Source organism: Geomonas sp. Red276, from assembly GCF_054784495.1.
In genome coordinates, this window is sequence record NZ_BLXW01000027.1 from 19,543 (window position 1) to 36,883 (window position 17,341).

The 17,341-nt window shown below is 63.7% G+C and carries 16 protein-coding genes; 3 read left to right on the top strand and 13 right to left on the bottom strand.

Translation table 11 applies throughout. The features are described 5' to 3' along the window. Nucleotides 1-153 precede the first annotated feature (153 nt). From ACYVL5_RS16980 to ACYVL5_RS16990, 3 genes are all read left to right on the top strand, one after another. Complete coding sequence (locus ACYVL5_RS16980) at nucleotides 154-2,265, top strand: MASE1 domain-containing protein (protein WP_460596763.1); 2,112 nt, start codon at nucleotides 154-156, stop codon at nucleotides 2,263-2,265. A gap of 366 nt (nucleotides 2,266-2,631) precedes the next feature. Further along, nucleotides 2,632-2,880, top strand: a complete 249-nt coding sequence (locus tag ACYVL5_RS16985; protein WP_460596764.1) for a hypothetical protein — start codon at nucleotides 2,632-2,634, stop codon at nucleotides 2,878-2,880. 67 nt (nucleotides 2,881-2,947) lie between these two features. Continuing rightward, a complete protein-coding gene (locus ACYVL5_RS16990) occupies nucleotides 2,948-3,250 on the top strand; it encodes a hypothetical protein (RefSeq protein ID WP_460596765.1) in 303 nt (100 codons plus the stop codon). 14 nt (nucleotides 3,251-3,264) lie between these two features. On the opposite strand, the gene ACYVL5_RS16995 is transcribed toward ACYVL5_RS16990, so the two are convergent. The 13 genes from ACYVL5_RS16995 to ACYVL5_RS17055 all read right to left on the bottom strand — a co-directional run bounded on the left by ACYVL5_RS16995 (nucleotide 3,265) and on the right by ACYVL5_RS17055 (nucleotide 17,210). After that, nucleotides 3,265-3,561 (bottom strand): hypothetical protein, encoded by a 297-nt coding sequence (locus ACYVL5_RS16995; protein ID WP_460596766.1) that lies wholly within the window; start codon nucleotides 3,559-3,561, stop codon nucleotides 3,265-3,267. Continuing rightward, on the bottom strand, nucleotides 3,551-3,820 hold the full coding sequence (locus ACYVL5_RS17000) for an AbrB/MazE/SpoVT family DNA-binding domain-containing protein (RefSeq protein WP_460596767.1): 270 nt from the start codon (nucleotides 3,818-3,820) through the stop codon (nucleotides 3,551-3,553). Before ACYVL5_RS17000 ends, ACYVL5_RS16995 begins: the two co-directional genes overlap by 11 nt. 212 nt (nucleotides 3,821-4,032) lie before the next feature. Next, nucleotides 4,033-5,172, bottom strand: coding sequence for an acyl-CoA dehydrogenase (locus tag ACYVL5_RS17005; protein ID WP_460596768.1), 1,140 nt, complete (start codon nucleotides 5,170-5,172; stop codon nucleotides 4,033-4,035). 228 nt (nucleotides 5,173-5,400) lie between these two features. Next, a complete protein-coding gene (locus ACYVL5_RS17010) occupies nucleotides 5,401-6,576 on the bottom strand; it encodes a thiolase family protein (RefSeq protein ID WP_460596769.1) in 1,176 nt (391 codons plus the stop codon). A 226-nt stretch (nucleotides 6,577-6,802) separates the two neighbouring features. Continuing rightward, nucleotides 6,803-7,285, bottom strand: a complete 483-nt coding sequence (gene ribH, locus ACYVL5_RS17015) for a 6,7-dimethyl-8-ribityllumazine synthase (RefSeq protein WP_460596770.1) — start codon at nucleotides 7,283-7,285, stop codon at nucleotides 6,803-6,805. Nucleotides 7,286-7,383: 98 nt separating this feature from the next. Beyond that, a complete protein-coding gene (locus tag ACYVL5_RS17020; protein ID WP_460596771.1) occupies nucleotides 7,384-8,589 on the bottom strand; it encodes a bifunctional 3,4-dihydroxy-2-butanone-4-phosphate synthase/GTP cyclohydrolase II in 1,206 nt (401 codons plus the stop codon). Between the two features lie 183 nt (nucleotides 8,590-8,772). Then, nucleotides 8,773-10,761: a (Fe-S)-binding protein gene (locus tag ACYVL5_RS17025; protein ID WP_460596772.1), complete on the bottom strand. Its 1,989-nt coding sequence runs from the start codon at nucleotides 10,759-10,761 to the stop codon at nucleotides 8,773-8,775. A 308-nt stretch (nucleotides 10,762-11,069) separates the two neighbouring features. Then, on the bottom strand, nucleotides 11,070-12,413 hold the full coding sequence (locus ACYVL5_RS17030; protein ID WP_460596773.1) for an FAD-binding protein: 1,344 nt from the start codon (nucleotides 12,411-12,413) through the stop codon (nucleotides 11,070-11,072). 12 nt (nucleotides 12,414-12,425) lie between these two features. After that, nucleotides 12,426-13,238, bottom strand: coding sequence for an electron transfer flavoprotein subunit beta/FixA family protein (locus ACYVL5_RS17035; RefSeq protein ID WP_460596774.1), 813 nt, complete (start codon nucleotides 13,236-13,238; stop codon nucleotides 12,426-12,428). A 13-nt stretch (nucleotides 13,239-13,251) separates the two neighbouring features. After that, complete coding sequence (gene sucD / locus ACYVL5_RS17040; RefSeq protein ID WP_460596775.1) at nucleotides 13,252-14,124, bottom strand: succinate--CoA ligase subunit alpha; 873 nt, start codon at nucleotides 14,122-14,124, stop codon at nucleotides 13,252-13,254. After that, entirely contained in the window at nucleotides 14,121-15,308 is a 1,188-nt protein-coding gene (sucC, locus tag ACYVL5_RS17045; protein ID WP_460596776.1) for a succinate--CoA ligase subunit beta, read from the bottom strand. The genes sucD and sucC overlap by 4 nt, the downstream gene beginning before the upstream one ends. A gap of 207 nt (nucleotides 15,309-15,515) precedes the next feature. Beyond that, a complete protein-coding gene (locus ACYVL5_RS17050) occupies nucleotides 15,516-16,424 on the bottom strand; it encodes an electron transfer flavoprotein subunit alpha/FixB family protein (protein ID WP_460596777.1) in 909 nt (302 codons plus the stop codon). 9 nt (nucleotides 16,425-16,433) lie between these two features. Continuing rightward, complete coding sequence (locus ACYVL5_RS17055; RefSeq protein ID WP_460596778.1) at nucleotides 16,434-17,210, bottom strand: electron transfer flavoprotein subunit beta/FixA family protein; 777 nt, start codon at nucleotides 17,208-17,210, stop codon at nucleotides 16,434-16,436. Between the last annotated feature and the right edge of the window lie 131 nt (nucleotides 17,211-17,341).

Below are 17,341 nucleotides of genomic sequence, written 5' to 3' on the forward strand. Positions count from 1 at the left end.
TTTTTTCGGTGCCCGCCTCCCGTTATCCTTCCCCATGTCCCCAAAGCCCCCCCTTTATTAACGCGGCCGATGAGCTAAACTAATGGAGACCGTCCCGCGAACCCGCCTAAGAAGAGGTGTCCCCTTGCCACATCCCATGCTGCCGGGAATCACATGAAGCCACTTCAAAACCTCATCGTCGCCGGTGCCTACCTCGTCACGGCCAAGATCGGGTTGTCGTTGGCCATCCCTCACACCAACGCGACCCCGGTCTGGCCCCCCACCGGGATAGCGCTGGCCGCTTGCCTTGTCTACGGCTACCGGATCTGGCCCGGCATCTTCGCCGGGGCCCTCCTCGCCAACGCCACCGCTTTGGGCGACCAACCGCTGCTGTCCTCCCTGCTGTTCTCGCTGATCACCGCCGCCGGCAACACCCTGGAAGCGGTGGCTGCAGGCTGGCTCATCCGGTGCGCAAGCGCGTACCGGTTCACCTTCGAGAGGCTTGCGGATACCGTCCGCTTCATCCTGCTGGGCGCCCTGGCCAGTCCCCTCATCAGCGCCACCATCGGGACGTTCGCGCTGAACATGCTGGTGAAGAACTGGCCCGAGAGCAGCGAGGTGTGGCTCACCTGGTGGGTGGGGGATGCGGTGGGAGCCCTCCTCTTCACGCCGCTTATCCTCAACTGGCCCAAGAGGCCCCTTCCCCGCTGGTCCGGGCGGAAGGCAGTGGAGGCCGCCGTTGCACTGCTGGGGCTTGGGGTGGTGGAGATCGTCTCCTTTCGCCTGGACCTGCCGCTGGAATACCTCTTTATCCCTATCCTCTTCTGGACGGCGTTTCGCCTGGGTTGCTTCGAGGCGGCCGTGGCGCTCGTGCTGGTCATGGTGAGCGCGGTGTCATGGACCCTCAACGGTTATGGGCACTTCGCCGCCGGCCACCCGGAGCGCGCCCTCCTCTTTCTCCAGATGTACGTCGGGGTCACCGCCGCCGCCACCCTCGTCGTGTCGGCGCTGGTGGCCACCCGCAACCGCACGGTAAGCGCCTTGCGCGATTCCGAGGAGGAGTATCGCCATTTCTTCGAGTCCGCCCCCATCGGCATCTTCCGCTCCAGCATCGAGGGGCGGTTCCAACGAGTCAACCCGGTGCTGGCCTCGATGCTGGGGCACAGCTCCCCCGAGCTGATGCTTCACGACATAAGCGACATCGCCCACGAGCTCTTCGTCCATCCGGAAGAGAGGCTTCTCATGATCGAAAAGGCGCGGTCGTCCGACGGTTTCGTGCGCGGCGAGGTCGAGTACCGCCGCAAGGACCACACCACGTTTTTCGCCAACCTCTACATGCGTGCCGTGCGGGGCGAGCATGGCGAGGTCCGCTTTCTGGAAGGATTCGTAGAGGACATCACCGCCAGAAAGCTCGCCTACGACGTCACCCGGAACCTCAACCTCGAGCTGGAACAGCGGGTTCATGAGCGGACCATCGAGCTGGAGCGGGCCAATGGCGCGCTGCACAAGGAGGTGGAGAGCCGCAGGAAGGGACAGCTCGAGATAGCCTGCCTGAACGCGGGACTCATGCGGCAGCGGGCCGCGCTGGAGGCGGCCAACAAGGAGCTGGAGTCCTTCAGCTTCTCGGTGTCACACGATCTCCGGGCGCCCCTTCGCAACATCACCGCCATGGTCGATCTGCTGGAGGAGGGGGCAAACTCGCTGGACGAACGGGCGACGCAGTTGGTGCGGAGGATCGGTAGCTGCTCTGCCAAGATGCAGGAGCTGGTCGAAGGGCTCCTCACGCTGTCCCAGGTGACCCGAAGCGAGTTGAAGACGGTGCCGCTCGATCTCAGCAGGTATGTCCGGGAATTGGCTCAGGAGCTCACGCAAACAGAGCCGGAGCGGACGGTCACCTTCGTTATCGCCGATTCCGCACCGGCGGTGGCCGATCCGGTGCTGATCCGCTCCGTGCTCCAGAACCTGGTGGCCAATGCCTGGAAGTACACGTCGAAAACGAGCCAGGCGGTCATCGAGTTCGGCGTTCAGGAGCAACGGGGGGACAGGGCCTTCTACGTCCGGGACAACGGCGCCGGCTTCGACATGGCCCATGCCGAAAAGCTTTTCGGGGCCTTCCAGCGGATGCACACGACCTCGCAGTTCGAGGGGACCGGCATCGGGCTCGCCACCGTCCAGCGCATCGTCCACCGCCACGGCGGGGAGGTATGGGCCGAAGCGGCCGTGGACCGCGGGGCCACCTTCTACTTCACCCTCCCCCTCCCTTTCCCCGTGACGCCCGGCAGCTGACGCCCGGCCGTCCCCCGGCCGAGATGGACAAAACTTCTCTCTTTAAACCTCGTTCAAAATGCCGAGATAGTGTCAGGCCCGACGGATCGCAGTCAGAGCGGGCGGCGCCGTAGCCGTGCCCCTTATCGGATACAACCTCACTCACAACAAGGTTAAATCTCATTTCTGATTCCCCGCCTACTGGCAAAGTCATAGGTTTGATGGTATAGATTCATCCATCAGACGAAAACACCATGACTGCAAACTCTCCCCCATCCCCTGCCCACTGAGCAAACCGCAGCCACGGCATGAACGAACAAACCTGCCTGTACACTATCTCAAGAGACGGTCGACTATTCGCGTGGGCACGGGGTGCCCACCCTACGTTTGGTGGTAACAATCGACGAGCAGGCGACGGCACTCAAACGGCACCCGATCTTCACCACTTCGGAGGGCTGCCTGCCGCAACCTACGTTCTCGGTGCTCGACCTCAAGGGGGTGACCGACATCGACGACGCCGGCTGCCAGTTGCTCACCGTCTGGCTCTCCTGTCTCGAAAAGCTTGGCGTCAGGCCGGCGCCCGAGAATGCGTCGCAACCGGTAAGGGATGTGCTGCTGCGGATGGGGTTGGAATAACAAAACGTGGAAAGGGACCTGCCGATATGATATAGAGCGAGGCGAAATCTCTGAACTGAGGCGGGTCATGAACAAGAAACCGGTGCAAAGGAACCAGTCACAGGCGGGCTATCTCATGGAGGTCCCTATCCTTCTCTGCCTGGTGGCGGTATCGCTCGCGCTCATCATCCCCCACCTATCCACCTTCGGCCGCAAGATAGCGGTCAGCATCGCAGCCTTTCCCGTCCTCTTCTGTCTCTATTACATGATCGTTATTCCCGGATGGAGGGGCGGTGAGAGAGCCTCTTTAGGACCGGTCATGAGGTGGGTTATCTTCGCGCTGGCTGCGCTAGGGATTGTCACTGTCGTGGTGATGATCGATCTCGGCTGACACCCGCATCGCTTTCACTTTCGGCATGCCTTGTTGTGTTGGACGTGCAGGCTCACGAGGACGAGAACGGGGCCTTTAAGTAGGCAGGTGATAGCGCGGGCGCTTCCGGTGACACGGAGGGAGTAGAGCTGTTCACCGGTGTTGGGTTCGATCATGCCGGGTAATTTTTCGAAATTGAGGCCGGGATGGGCCCAAAGCTCTTTTATGCTGAGTGTTTGCAATTGGAGGAGCATTTTCGCCGCCGCCTTGCGAATCGGCAATTCTGCCTTCAAGACCGCTTCTTCAAACGCGGGCCGGATCTCAATCTTCACCGGTCCACCTTTTGGCAACAGCTTCAGCCTCTTTGGTGGAATTCACGGACAGGGAGGGACGCGGGTCGGTCAGCGAGGCGGTTATGGCCTCCTTCGTTTCTGCGGTCCAAGCCCATAACTGGTGGCGCGGAATCGGCTCCACGGGGATCAGCATGATTCTCCCGTCTTCCAAAACCTCCAGATTGAGGGCGTCGCCCGGATTGATACCAACGGAGGGTGGCAAGGTGACACGTCTTCTCGAGTCGGTTTGAACGAGCATGGTGACTCCTCCTCGCTTTCAAACGTTTCACAATGGCGCTTTATGGGCAATGCCCATTTGCACCATTTCCCCCATTCTACACCACCGCGGCATAGGCAGAAACTCCATCCCCCCATCCTCACCCCGACCCTCCCCTTGAAGGGGAGGGAGAGTTGTAGCAGTGGGTGAGGGAGGGGGAGGAGAGCTGGTAGCAGTCGTATAAGCGGCGGTGGCTAGCTCAGGAGCATCTTGGAGATGACGACGCGCTGGATCTCGTTGGTCCCTTCGTAGATCTCGGTGATCTTGGCGTCGCGGTACATGCGCTCGACTTCGTAGTCGGCGATGAAGCCGTAACCGCCGTGGATCTGGATGGCTTCCTTGGCGACGTAGGTGGCGGCCTCGGAGGCGAGCATCTTGGACATGGCGGATTCCATCGTGTAGTTCTTCTTCCGGTCCTTGAGGCAGGCGGCCTTGTAGGTCACGAGGCGGCTCGTCTCGATCTTCGACCACATGTCGGCCAGCTTGAACTGGATGGACTGCAGATCGCAGATGGGGTGCCCGAACTGCTTTCTCTCCTTGGAGTAGGCGAGCGCGCGTTCGAAGGCGCCGCCGGCGATGCCGAGGGCCTGGGAGGCGATGCCGATCCGGCCGCCGTTCAGGGTGTCCATGGCGATCTTGAACCCCTGCCCTTCCTCCCCCAGGAGGTTCTCCACCGGGATACGGACCTCGTCGAGGGCGAAGGCGGTGGTGTAGCTCCCCCGGATGCCGAGCTTCTTCTCGTTCTTCAGGATCTCCACGCCCGGGCTCTCGAGGTCGATGATGAAGGCGGAGACCCCTTTGTGTTTGAGGCTTTTGTCGCGGGAGGCGAAGAGCACGCCGGTGCCGCGGTAGCCGCCGTTGGTTATGAAGATCTTGGAGCCGTTGACGACGAAGTGGTCCCCATCGCGGCGGTAGGTGGTGGCGGTGGCGCCGGCGTCGGAGCCCGCGTCCGGCTCGGTCAGGAGAAAGCAGCCGATCTTGCGGCCGGTGTTCAGGTCCGGGAGCCACTTTTTCTTCTGCTCTTCGTTGCCGAAGGTGTAGATCGGGCCGCAGGCAAGGGAGGTGTGGGCGGAGATCAGCACGCCGCTGGAGCCGCAGGCCTTGGAGACTTCTTCGACCACGATCGCGTAGGAGAGCATGTCGAGTCCGGCGCCCTCGTACTCCTCCGGGAAGTAGCTCCCGAGAAAACCCATCTCGGCCATCTTCCTTACCAGGTCGTCGGGGATGGCGTGCTCCTCGTCGATCTGCATGGCGATCGGCTTGATCTCCTTGTTGACGAAATCCCTCACGCTGTCCTGCAGCACTTTGTGGTCCTGACTCAGCTCGAAATTCATTGCATCCTCCCCATACCTTCGTTGAGGGCGTAAGTGCGCCCAGTTATTTGAGTTGATAATTAATCTCCCCTCGCCCCCGTCGGGGGAGAGGGTCAGGGTGAGGGGGCGGTTCGGGCAGGGAAACCTCCCTCACCCGGCCTTCGGCCACCCTCTCCCCTAAAGGGGCGAGGGTATATAAAGTAGCGGCCTTCGGCCACCCTCTTCACTGAAGGGCGGGGGTTCTCCCTCCTACACCCGTTCGAAGATGACTGCGACTGCTTCGCCGCCGCCGATGCAGAGGGTGGCGAGGCCGAAGCGGTCACCGCGGCGGTGGAGCTCGCGGACGACGGTGGCGGCAAGCCTGCCGCCGCTGGCGCCGATGGGATGCCCGATGGCGCAGGCCCCGCCGTTGACGTTGACCTTTTCCAGCGGCAGGTTCAGTTCCTTGATGGCGAAAAGCGGGACGGTGGCGAAGGCCTCGTTGATCTCGAAGAGGTCGATTTCCCCCACCGAGATCCCCGCCTTGCGGCAGACTTTTTCGATGGCAGCTACCGGTGCTTCCGGGAATTGGTCGGGATGGAGGCTCGCGGTGGCGGAGGCGACGATGCGGGCGCGCGGGACCAGTCCATGCTTTTTCACTCCCGACTCGCCAGCCAAAAGAACGAGGGCGGCGCCGTCGTTGATGGTGGAGGCGTTGCCGGCGGTGATGGTGCCGTCCTTGCGAAAGGCCGGGCGGAGCTGGGACAGCTTGGCAGGATCACCTTTCAGCGGCTCCTCGTCGAAGGAGAAGATCTCCTCGCCCTTTTTCCCCTTCTTCACCACGGGCACGATCTCGGTGGAAAAGATGCTCTGGGAAAGGGCTTGGCGAGCCAGCTCGTAGGAGCGTGCGGCAAAGGCGTCCTGGTCTTCCCGGGTGATGCCTGCGCGAGCGGCACTATCCTCGCCGATTTCGCCCATGTGGCGGCCGGTGTAGGGGTCCTGGAGCCCGTCGAGGATCAGCAGGTCGCTGAGCTCTCCGTGCCCCATCCGGTAACCGTTGCGTCCCTTCTTGAGGAGGTAGGGGGCGAGGGTCATGTTCTCCATCCCGCCGGCGAGGACGATGCCGGATTCCCCGAGACGGATGCTGTCGGCGCCGAGCATGATGGCCTTCAGGCCGCTACCGCAGACTTTGTTGATGGTGAGGGCAGGAACGGAGTCGGGAAGGCCGGCGGCCCGCATCGCCTGCCGCGCGGGAGCCTGGCCGCAGCCGCCCGAGAGGACCTGACCTACGATCACCTCGTCCACCGCTTCCGGCGCAAGACCGGTTTTGGAGAGGAGCCCTTTCATGACGGCGGCCGCCAACTCCGGGGCCGGCACATCAGCCAGCGTGCCGCCGAAAGAACCGAAGGGGGTACGAAGTGCCTCTACTACGAAAACTTCAGTCATTGCTTGATCCTCCGAAGGACAATCGTTGGTATTTACTATAAATGTCCGCCATCTACACTGGCCCCTCCCTTACTTTCTACCATCAGCCTTGGGCTAAAATCCCCCCTGTCCCCCCTTCGCAAAGGGGGGGACAGGGGGCGGACATTCCCCCTCCCCTGGAGCGTGGGGGCAGGGGTGGGGGAAGCCGGCAAGGAACCTGTGGCCGGGCGTTGCAGGCTTTCGCCGGTCAGGCCGCAATGGCCTTGCAGACGTTGGCCATCTCGATGGCGGTCATGGCGGCGTCGAAGCCTTTGTTACCGGCCTTGGTGCCGGAACGCTCGACGGCTTGCTCGATGGTGTCGGTGGTCAGGACGCCAAAGGCGATGGGAATACCTCCGGAGAGGGAGATCTGCGCGACTCCTTTGGTGACCTCGGAAGAGACGTAGTCGAAATGGGGGGTGGAGCCGCGGATCACGCATCCCAGACAGATGATGGCGTCCTGCCCTCCCCTATCTGCGAGCTTCTTGGCCGCCAGCGGGATCTCGAAGGCCCCCGGCACGCGGACGACGGTGATATGCTCGCCCTCAGCACCATGGCGGACCAGGGCGTCGAGGGCGCCTTCCAGAAGACGCTCGGTCAGGAAACTGTTGAAACGGCCTACGACGATGGCAAAGGTGAGACCGGTGGCGTCCAGCTTTCCTTCGATAACCTGCGGCGGGTGGTCTCTCATGGCCACGAGCTCCTTAAAATTCACTTTAACTCTGGTACAACATCCTGCTGATTACGAATCGGTTATCCACTGGCACTGGCTCAACCGGCGGGAGGGGATCAGAGGTTGACGAGCAGGTGCCCGAGCTTTTCGCGCTTGGTCTTCAGGTAGCGCAGGTTCGAGGCGGAGGCGGGCATCTCGAGGGGGACACGGTCCACGATGTTGATGCCGTAGCCTTGGAGACCGATCATCTTCTTCGGGTTGTTGGTCATCAGGCGGATGTTCTTCACGCCGAGGTGGAGAAGGATCTGGGCGCCGATGCCGTAATCGCGGTGGTCGGCCTTGAAGCCGAGGGCAAGGTTCGCTTCCACGGTGTCTTTTCCCTCATCCTGAAGGGCGTAGGCCTTCAGCTTGTTGACGAGGCCGATGCCGCGCCCTTCCTGCCGCATGTAGAGGATCACGCCACGCCCCTCTTCCTCGATCATCGCCATGGAGCGCTGGAGCTGGTTGGCGCAGTCGCAGCGGCAGCTTCCGAAGACGTCTCCGGTGAGACATTCGGAGTGGACTCGCACCAGGACCGGCTCGTTCCCGCCGATGTCCCCTTTGACCAGGGCGAGGTGTTCCTGGCGGTCGACGTCGTTTTCGAAGACCATGGTCCGGAACTCGCCGCCGTAGCTGGTCGGGAGGCGCACTTCGGCGGCCTTTCTCACCAGCGACTCGTGCTGGAGCCGGTAGGCGACCAGGTCGGCGACGGTGCAGATCTTGATGCCGTGCTGGAGGGCGAAGCGCTGCAACTGGGGCATCCGGGACATGGAGCCGTCGTCGTTCATGATCTCGCAGATGACGCCGGCGGGCTTCAGTCCGGCCAGCCTCGCCAGGTCGACGGAGCCCTCGGTCTGGCCGGTCCTCACCAGGACGCCGCCTTTACGGGCGCGCAGCGGGAAGATGTGGCCGGGGCGGGCGAGGTCGTCGGCGCAGGCGCCGTCGGCCACGGCGGTCAGGATGGTGTGGGCGCGGTCGGCGGCGGAGATGCCGGTGCTCACTCCGCGGCGGGCCTCGATGGAGACGGTGAAGGCGGTGCCGAAGGAGGAGCTGTTCTCTTTCACCATGGGGGGGAGGTTGAGGCGATCGCAGGTTTCTTCGGTGAGGGTCAGGCAAATCAGGCCGCGGCCATGCATGGCCATGAAGTTGATGGCCTCCGGGGTGACCATCTCGGCGGCCATGCAGAGGTCGCCTTCGTTTTCGCGGTCTTCGTCGTCGACGAGGATTACCATCTTCCCCTGACGGAGGTCTTCCAGGACGTCTTCGATTTTTGATAATGGCATGGGGCCTCCCTATTCTTACGTTCTGTTGCAGGGCCGGCTGGGGCTGAAATCCCCCTGTCCCCTCTTTAACAAGGGGGGGGCCTTTTGCCGAGGGTGTTTCAGGTTCTCCCTCACCCGGCCTTCGGCCACCCTCTCCCGGGGGGAGAGGGGATGACTATACAAGGGGCAGGGTGAGGGGGGCTTTTACTGGCGCAGGGCTTCGGCGACGACTTCGGCTAGCTCTTTGACCTGGGTGCCGGTGGCTTGCAGGTCTTTGAGGCCGTCTTCCATCATGGTCATGCAGTAGGGGCAGCTTACACAGATGGTGTCCGGCTTCTTCGCCACGGCCTCTTTCACACGGTTCAGGTTGATCCTTTCGCCTTCGGTCTCTTCCTGCCACATCCTCCCGCCGCCGGCGCCGCAGCAGAAGGATTCCTTTCCGTTACGGTCGAACTCGTCGGGGCGGGCGCCGGTCGCCTGCTGGATCGCCTGGCGGGGGGCTTCGTACACGTCGTTGTGCCGACCGAGGTAGCAGGAGTCGTGGAAGAGGAGCTTGCCGAGTTCGGTGACTTTCTTGTTGAGCTTTAACCGGCCACTCTTGATCAGCTCGGCGATCAGCTCGGAATGGTGCACCACCTCCAACTCGATCCCGTACTGGCGGTAATCGTTCTTGAGAGTTGTGAAACAGTGCGGGCACTGGGTGACGACCTTGACGACGCCGCGCTCTTTGAAGAGGTGCACGTTCTCGCGGGCCAGCTTGTCGAAGACGTACTCGTTGCCGAGCCGGCGGAGGCTGTCGCCGCAACACTTCTCGTCCTTGCCGAGGGTCCCCCAGGAAACGCCGGCGGCGTTGAGAATGGTCGCCATGGCAACGGTGGCGTGCTTCTGGCGGGAGTCGAAAGCCCCCGCGCAGCCGGCCCAGAAGAGGTACTCGGTCTTGCCGGCCTCGAACGGCTTGACCTCCATGCCGCTGTGCCACTTGGTCCGCTCGGTGGGGGCGATCCCCCACGGGTTGCTCCTTCCTTCCATGTTCTCGAAGAGGGTCAGGAGTTCCTCGGGGAAGCTCGATTTCATCTGCACCAGTTGGCGCCTCATCTTGACGACCTTCGGCATGTGCTCGATCAGCACCGGACAGACACTCATGCAGATGCCGCAGGTGGTGCAGGACCAGACGGCATCCTCGCTCGTGGTCCCCTCCCCTTCCGCACCGATCAGCGGGATTTTCGGGGCGCCGCCATGCCTAAGGGACGGGCCGTTGGCAAGGAGGTTCACCTTGATCGCGTGGATCACCTGGCGCGGGTTGAGGGGCTTTCCGGTGCTCGCGGCGGGGCAGGATGCCTGGCAGCGCCCGCATTCGGTGCAGGCGAAGCCGTCCAGGAGATCCTTCCAGGTGAACTCGTCGACCTTGGCGACGCCGTAGCTCCCCCCTTTCACGAACTCCTCGCGCGGGAGCGTGTTGCGCCCGTCCGGGTCAGCCAGGAAGAGGTTGGGGATGGCGGTGAGGATGTGCATGTGCTTGCTGAGCGGGAGGAAGCAGAGGAATAGAAGGAGCGCGACGGCGTGCACCCACCAGCTCACTCCGCCCAGGTCGCTCAGCTGCTCGGGGTTGAGCCCGCCGAGGAGGGAGGCGATGAAGGAGGAGACGGGCATGGCGGAGGCGGCGGCTTCGTCTCCCCGGGCGATGGTTGCCGCGTGCATCCCGAAGTAGGCGAGCATCAGCGAGGCGATCAGGGTGAGGATGAAGAACCCTTCGAAGCTGCGGGCCTTCACGTACGCGCTGCTCATGGAGGCGGGGGGGAAGAAGAGCCGGCGGGCGAAGGCGAAAAAGACGGCGACCAGGGCCAAGAGGGAAGCGGCATCGAAGAGAAAGAGAAGCCCGTGGTGTAGGCCGAAGGGGAGCACCGCCAAGGAGAAGGAGGGGACGAGGGAGCTCGCCACGAATTCGGCGTTGGCCAAAAGGAGCACCAGGAAGGACCAGAAGATGACGGCGTGGTTGAGGCCGAAGGATTTGCTGACCACGCGTTTCTGGGCGATGGCGTGGGATAGGACCTGCCAGAGGCCGCGGCCGAGGCCGGCGGTGCGCTGGTCGGCCTGGCCTATGCCGACCAGGCTTAACCGACGGTAGCAGGCGGTGCAGAAGACGATGCAGCTTACGAGCAGCATCCATCCGAAAACTGTTGCGTTGGGCGACATAATGATTCCCTCGTCCGTTGGTGGTTAACTTTTCATTTTTCCGGGGGCCTCGCCTGGGCTGAAATCCCCCCTGTCCCCCCTTCCCAAAGGGGGGAACCTTTTGCCAACTCTTTCCATGCTCTCCCTCTCCCTCCGGGAGAGGGCTGGGGTGAGGAAGTCTGGACAGGCTGGGGGAAAACCGCCCTCACCCGCCCTTCGGGCACCCTCTCCCCTGAAGGGGCGAGGGTATAACTCATTCTCAGCCTCTCCCCTGAAGGGGCGAGGGTATATCTCATCACCCACTCTCCCGGAGGGAGAGGGCATTAGGGTCAGGCGTTGATGCAGATCTTTCGCGACGACTCGGGCTGGCCCTTCAGGGTGCGCAGGCGCTCGATGAGGGCGGGGACGACCTGGAAGAGGTCGCCGACTATGCCGTAGTGGGCGACTTCGAAGATCGGGGCATCCTTGTCACGGTTGATGGCGATGATCAGGTCGGAGTCCTGCATCCCGACCAGGTGCTGGATGGCGCCGGAGATCCCGCAGGCGATGTAGATCTTGGGACGCACGGTCTTGCCCGTCTGGCCAACCTGCAGCTCGTGCGGCATCCAGCCGGCATCGACCGCGCTGCGGGAGGCTCCTACCACGCCGCCCAACTCGTCGGCCAGCTCCTGGAGCAGGGAGAAGTTCTCCTTCCCCATCATGCCGCGGCCGCCGGAGACGATGAACTCGGCACCCGCCACGTCCACGTGGTCCTTGTTACGGTCGGAGATGATCTCCAGCACCTTGGTGAGGATCTCTTCCTCGGCAACGCGGCAGGTGACCGGGAGGATGGCCCCGGCACCGTCAGCGATCCGCTCAGGCATCGGCATCACGTGGGGACGGACGGTGGCCATCTGGGGACGGAACTTGTCGCACATGATGGTCGCCATGATGTTCCCCCCGAAGGCGGGACGGGTCTGCATGAGGTTGCCGCGGTCATCGATCCCGAGCGCGGTGCAGTCGGCGGTGAGGCCGGTGCCGACCACGGTGGCGACGGCTCCGGCCAGGTCGCGGCCGAGACCGGTGGCGCCCATCAGGATGATCTCCGGCTTGAAGAGATCGATCAGCTGGCAGAGGGCCTTCAGGTAGGCCTGGGTCCGGTAGTGGCGAAAGACCGGCGCGTCCACGAGATAGGCCTGGTCGGCGCCGTAGCGGAACGCCTCGTGGCAGAGCTCATCGACCTTTTCACCGATGACGACGGCGGAAAGGGGCACCTTCAGGTTGTCGGCGAGCTCCCGCCCTTTCCCCATCAGCTCCCAGGAGACCTTGGCCACCTCCCCTTCGGTCTGCTCCACGAAGACCCAGACCCCCTTGTAGGCGGCGAGCTTCTCGGCAAGCGCCTTGGCCTCCGGATCGAGCTCCTCTTCGACGGCGGTACCCTCGCGGGCCAACTGGTCAAGGATCGCCTGTTCCTCGGGGGTGAAGAACATCTCGAGTGCCTGGGCGGGGCAGACCTTCACGCACTTGACGCAGCCGATGCACTTCTCGGCCACCACGGCGGGCTCCCCGGCCTCCGACATCACCACGGCGTTGACCGGGCAGGAGCTCTCGCAACGGGCTCCGCAGGCGATGCATTTTCCCTCGACCAGCCGGGCCTTTCCCCTCGGTTTCTTAATCTTGTTCTCTACGGTCATTGGTGGTCCTCGCTATACGGCCAAGAGGTCTTTGCTCAACAGCTTGTCGATCAGGAGATGGGCGGCACCGGAGGGATCTTTCACCCCGTCGCCGATCACCTCGCCCTTGGCACGTTCGGGGGAGAATATCCTGCTCACCCAGGTGGGGGAGCCCTTGAGGCCGATGGTGCCGACGTCCAGCTTCAGCACCTCGTTGTTCCAGAGTTCGACCCGGGCGTCTTCGGAGGCGAGCCGCATCGGGACGGTCGGGTAGCGCGGGTTGTTGAGCTCCCGCACCACGGTCAGCATCACCGGGAAGGGGGATTCCACCACCTCGTGCCTCCCCTCGAGCTTTCTCCGTACCCGGATCTTCCCGCGCAGGGTGTCGACGTTTTCGACCCGGTCCACCAGGGTGAGCTGGGTGTAGCCCAGGCGGGTGGCGATGCCGGGGCCGACCTGGGCGGTGTCGCCGTCGATGGTCTGCTTGCCGCACAGCACCATCCCCACCTTCTCGTCCGCGTGCAAGAGTTGGATAGCCTTGGTGAGGACGTTGCTGGTGGCGAGGGTGTCCGCCCCGCCGAAGACGCGGTCGGAGAGGAGGATGGCCCGGTCGACCCCGAGGGAGAGCGCCTTCCTGAGCGCCGCCTCGGCGTTGGGGGGTCCCATAGAGATGGCCGCCACCCGGAAGCCGAAGCGGTCCTTCAACTGGAGGGCCGCCTCGAGCGCGTGGGTGTCGTAGGGATTCACGATGAAGGGAATCCCGTCCCGCACCAGGGTGTTGGTGACCGGGTCGATCTGGACCTGGGTGGTATCGGGAACCTGTTTGATGCAGACGACTATGAGCATGGCAAGATCCTTGTCAGGGGCGATAGACCTTCATGAGCGCTTCGGCCATCTCCGCGGGGGTGGCGGCCACCGAAATCCCGCATTCTTCGAGGACGGCGACCTTCTCCGCCGCGGTCCCCTTCCCTCCCGAGATGATGGCGCCGGCGTGCCCCATCCTTTTTCCCGGGGGGGCGGTGCGGCCGGCGATGTAGGCGGCGACCGGCTTGGTCATGTTCTCCTTCACGAAGCGGGCGGCCTCCTCCTCGGCGTTGCCGCCGATCTCGCCGATCATGATGACCGCCTCGGTGTCGGGGTCCTCCTCGAACATCTTCAGGCAGTCGAGGTGGCTCGTCCCGTTGACCGGGTCGCCGCCGATGCCGACGCAGGTCGACTGGCCGAGGCCGTAGCCGGTCAACTGCCAGACCGCTTCGTAGGTGAGGGTGCCGGAGCGGGAGACCACGCCGACCTTGCCCGGTTTGTGGATGTAGCCGGGCATGATGCCGATCTTGCACTCTCCCGGGGTGATGACGCCGGGGCAGTTGGGGCCGATCAGACGGGTACTTTTCCCCTGCATGTACTGCTTCACCTTGACCATGTCGAGGACCGGGATCCCTTCGGTGATGCAGACCACGAGCTCGATGCCCGCGTCGACCGCCTCCATGATGGAGTCGGCGGCAAAGGGGGGCGGAACATAGATGACGGAGGCGGTGGCGCCGGTCTTCTCTACCGCGTCGGCCACCGTGTCGAAGACCGGGAAGCCGTCGACGGTGGTCCCCCCCTTGCCGGGGGTGACGCCGCCCACCATCTGGGTGCCGTACTCGCGGGCGCCTTTGGCGTGGAAGAGGCCGGTAGCCCCGGTGATCCCCTGGGTGATGACCTTGGTGTTGCGGTTGACGATTATGCTCATTCTCCCCTCTCCCTTCTGGCGGCGGACGCCACGGCGTTGACGATCCTGCGGGCGCCGTCGGCCATGCCGTCGGCGGCGACGATGTTCAGGCCGCTCTCGGCCAAAAGCTTCTTGCCCAGCTCGACGTTGGTCCCCTCCAGCCGGACCACCAGCGGCACCTGGAGCGAAACCTGGCGCGCCGCCTCGATGACCCCGGTGGCGATGACGTCGCACTTCATGATCCCGCCGAAGATGTTGACAAAGATGCCCTTGACGTTAACGTCCGAAAGAATGATTTTGAAAGCTTCCGTCACCCGTTCGATGGTCGCCCCGCCGCCGACGTCCAGGAAGTTGGCCGGGTCGCCGCCATAGTGCTTGATGATGTCCATGGTCGCCATGGCGAGACCGGCACCGTTGACCAGGCAGCCGATGTTGCCGGAAAGCGAGATGTAGGAGAGGTCGTGCTGGGAGGCCTCCACCTCGTTGGGGTCCTCCTCGTCGAAGTCCCGCATGTCGGCAATCTGCAGGTGCCTGAACATCGCGTTGTCGTCGAAGCCGAATTTCGCGTCGAGCGCCAGAAGCTCGTCCTCCTTGGTCACCACCAGCGGGTTGATCTCCAAAAGGGAGCAGTCGCAGGCGATGAAGGTCGCGTAGAGCCCTTGGAAGAGCTTGACCGCCTTGGTGAGGAGCTTTCCGCCGAGCCCGAGGCTGAAGGCGAGCTTACGGCACTGGAACGGGGTGAGCCCCGCCAGCGGATCGACCGTCTCCATGAAGATCTTTTCCGGGGTCTTGGCGGCCACCTCCTCGATGTCCATCCCCCCCTCGGTTGAGGCCATCACGGTCACCTTGGAGGTTGCACGGTCGACCAGGAGGCTCACGTAGAGCTCGCGGCCGATGTTGCAGCCGTTCTCAACCAGCACCCGGGTGACGACCTTCCCCTCTGGTCCGGTCTGGTGGGTCCTGAGCGTCATCCCCAGCATGTCGCGGGCGATCAGCCGGACCTCTTCCGAGGTCCTGGCGAGCTTGACGCCCCCCCCTTTACCGCGCCCGCCGGCGTGGATCTGGGCCTTCACTACCCACGGGCCGTCCCCCAGACGCTTGGCCCATTCGCGGGCGCTGGCGCCGTTGTAGCAGACGTGCCCGTCGGGAACCGGCACGCCGAATTTGCGTAAAATTGCCTTGGCTTGATACTCATGAATGTTCACGGCAGTCTCCAGACAGAGATAGAGTGTATGCCCAGCTCAGGTGAGCGGGCCCCCCCATCCTCACCCTGTCCCTCCCCTTGAAGGGGAGGGTACCTTGGGCGGGGGTGGTCCTGAAATCACCATCCTTCTCCCACTTTCCAAGCTCTCCCTCCCCTTCAAGGGGAGGGTGGGGGTGAGGATGGGGTCAGTTATACGACCAAACAGAAGTTACGTGAGTCGGGCGGTCAGTGCGGGAACGAACTGCATCAGGTCGGCGACCACCAGTACGTCGGCCACCTCCCCGATCGGGGCGTCCTTGTCCTTGTTGATGGCGAGGATGAAGTCGGACTTCTTCATGCCGGCCAGGTGCTGGATGGCACCGGAGATGCCGCAGGCGACGTAGAGTTTGGGGGAGACCGTCTGGCCGGTGGTGCCGACCTGGTGGTCGTGGGTGACCCATTCGGCGTCGACCACGGGGCGGCTCGCACCGAGCTCGCCGCCGAGGGCCTTGGCCAGCGCGGCGATGACGGAGACGTTGTCCTTCTTGCCGATGCCGCGGCCGGCGCTGACGATGACCTCGGCCTTGGCGAGGTCGACCGCCTTCTCCTCGGCCGGCTCGTAGCCGATGAATTCCATGGCGCCCGATGCGGAGGCGGCGAGTTTCTCGACCTGGGGGGAGCCGCCCGGCTGGACCGGCTGGAAGGCGCCGGCCTGGATGGTGAGGACCGCCTGGGCGGTGGCGGGCTTGATGAGCCGCCTCATCTTCCCGTTGCAGCAGCCGACTTCGTAGCCGCCGTCCTTGATGGCGACGACCTCGGAGACCTGGGCGGCCTTGAGGGAGGCGGCGACGCGGGGGGCGAGGTCCCAGCCGTAGGAGGAGTGGATGAAGACGATGCAGTCCGGATTCTCCTTCTTGACCGCCTCGAGGACCAGCTGCTTGTGCAGGTCCGGGTTGAATTCGCCCGCCTCGGAGGCCGGGGCCAGGTAGAGCTTCCCGCCGCAGGCCGGCAGCGCAGCTTCGCTTCCCACCAGGAAGAGCGCGGTCTCGGCACCGAGCTGCTCCGCGAAGCCCAGGAGTTCATAGGTGGAATCGAGCAGTTTGCCGTCCCTGTATTCACCGATAAGTAAGGTTTTCATGGTCGCCTCCTAGCGCAGCACCGCGGTTTTTTCTTTGAGCAGGGAGATGACGCGGGTTACCTGATCCGCGATCTCACCTTCGATGACGATCCCGCCCCCCTTCTTGGCCGGGGCATGGAAGCTGGCCGTCACGGCCAGGGACTCGACCGTGAGGAGGTCGGCCACCGGGATGGCGGCGATCTCCTTCTTCTTCGCCTTCATGATGTTGGGGAGGGTCGGGTAGCGCGGGGTGTTGAGGCCGAGCTGGCAGGTTACCAGCGCCGGGGTCTTCATCCTGACCACCCCCTTCACGCCACCTTCCAGCTCACGCTTGGCGGTGACGGTGCCGTTGTCGTAGGCGAAGCCGACCAGGGTGGTGGCGCAGGGGATGCCGAGGTGCTCGGCCACGGTGACGCCGACCTGGGCGGAGCCGCGGTCCTGGGACTGCATCCCGGTGAACACCAGGTCGAAGCCCTGGTCCTTGGCGTAGGCGGCGATGATGGAGGCGATCTGCCAGGGATCCTTCAGGTGGACGGCGGGATCCTGGACGTGGACCGCGCGGTCGCATCCCATGGCGAGCGCCTTTTTGATGGCCTCGACCACCCGGTCCGGGCCGATGGAGAGGACGGTGACTTCCGGCGCGTCGCCCAACTGCTCCTTGAGGCGAACCGCCTGCTCGACGGCATACTCGTCGTACTCGTTCATCCGGAACGCGAGATCGGTCTCCGCGAACCATACGCCGGCGGCGTCGGGCTTGAAGCGGGATTCCATGTCCGGAACCTGTTTGATACAGACTAAGATCTTCATGTGCTACCTCCCCTTGTCCCTGTTGTGCGTCTGTGCATGAAAAAGTCTCCGGCGGGAGCCGCCGACTGTACCGACTGTACCGACTGTACCGACTGTACCGACTGTACCGACTGTACCGACTGTACCGACTG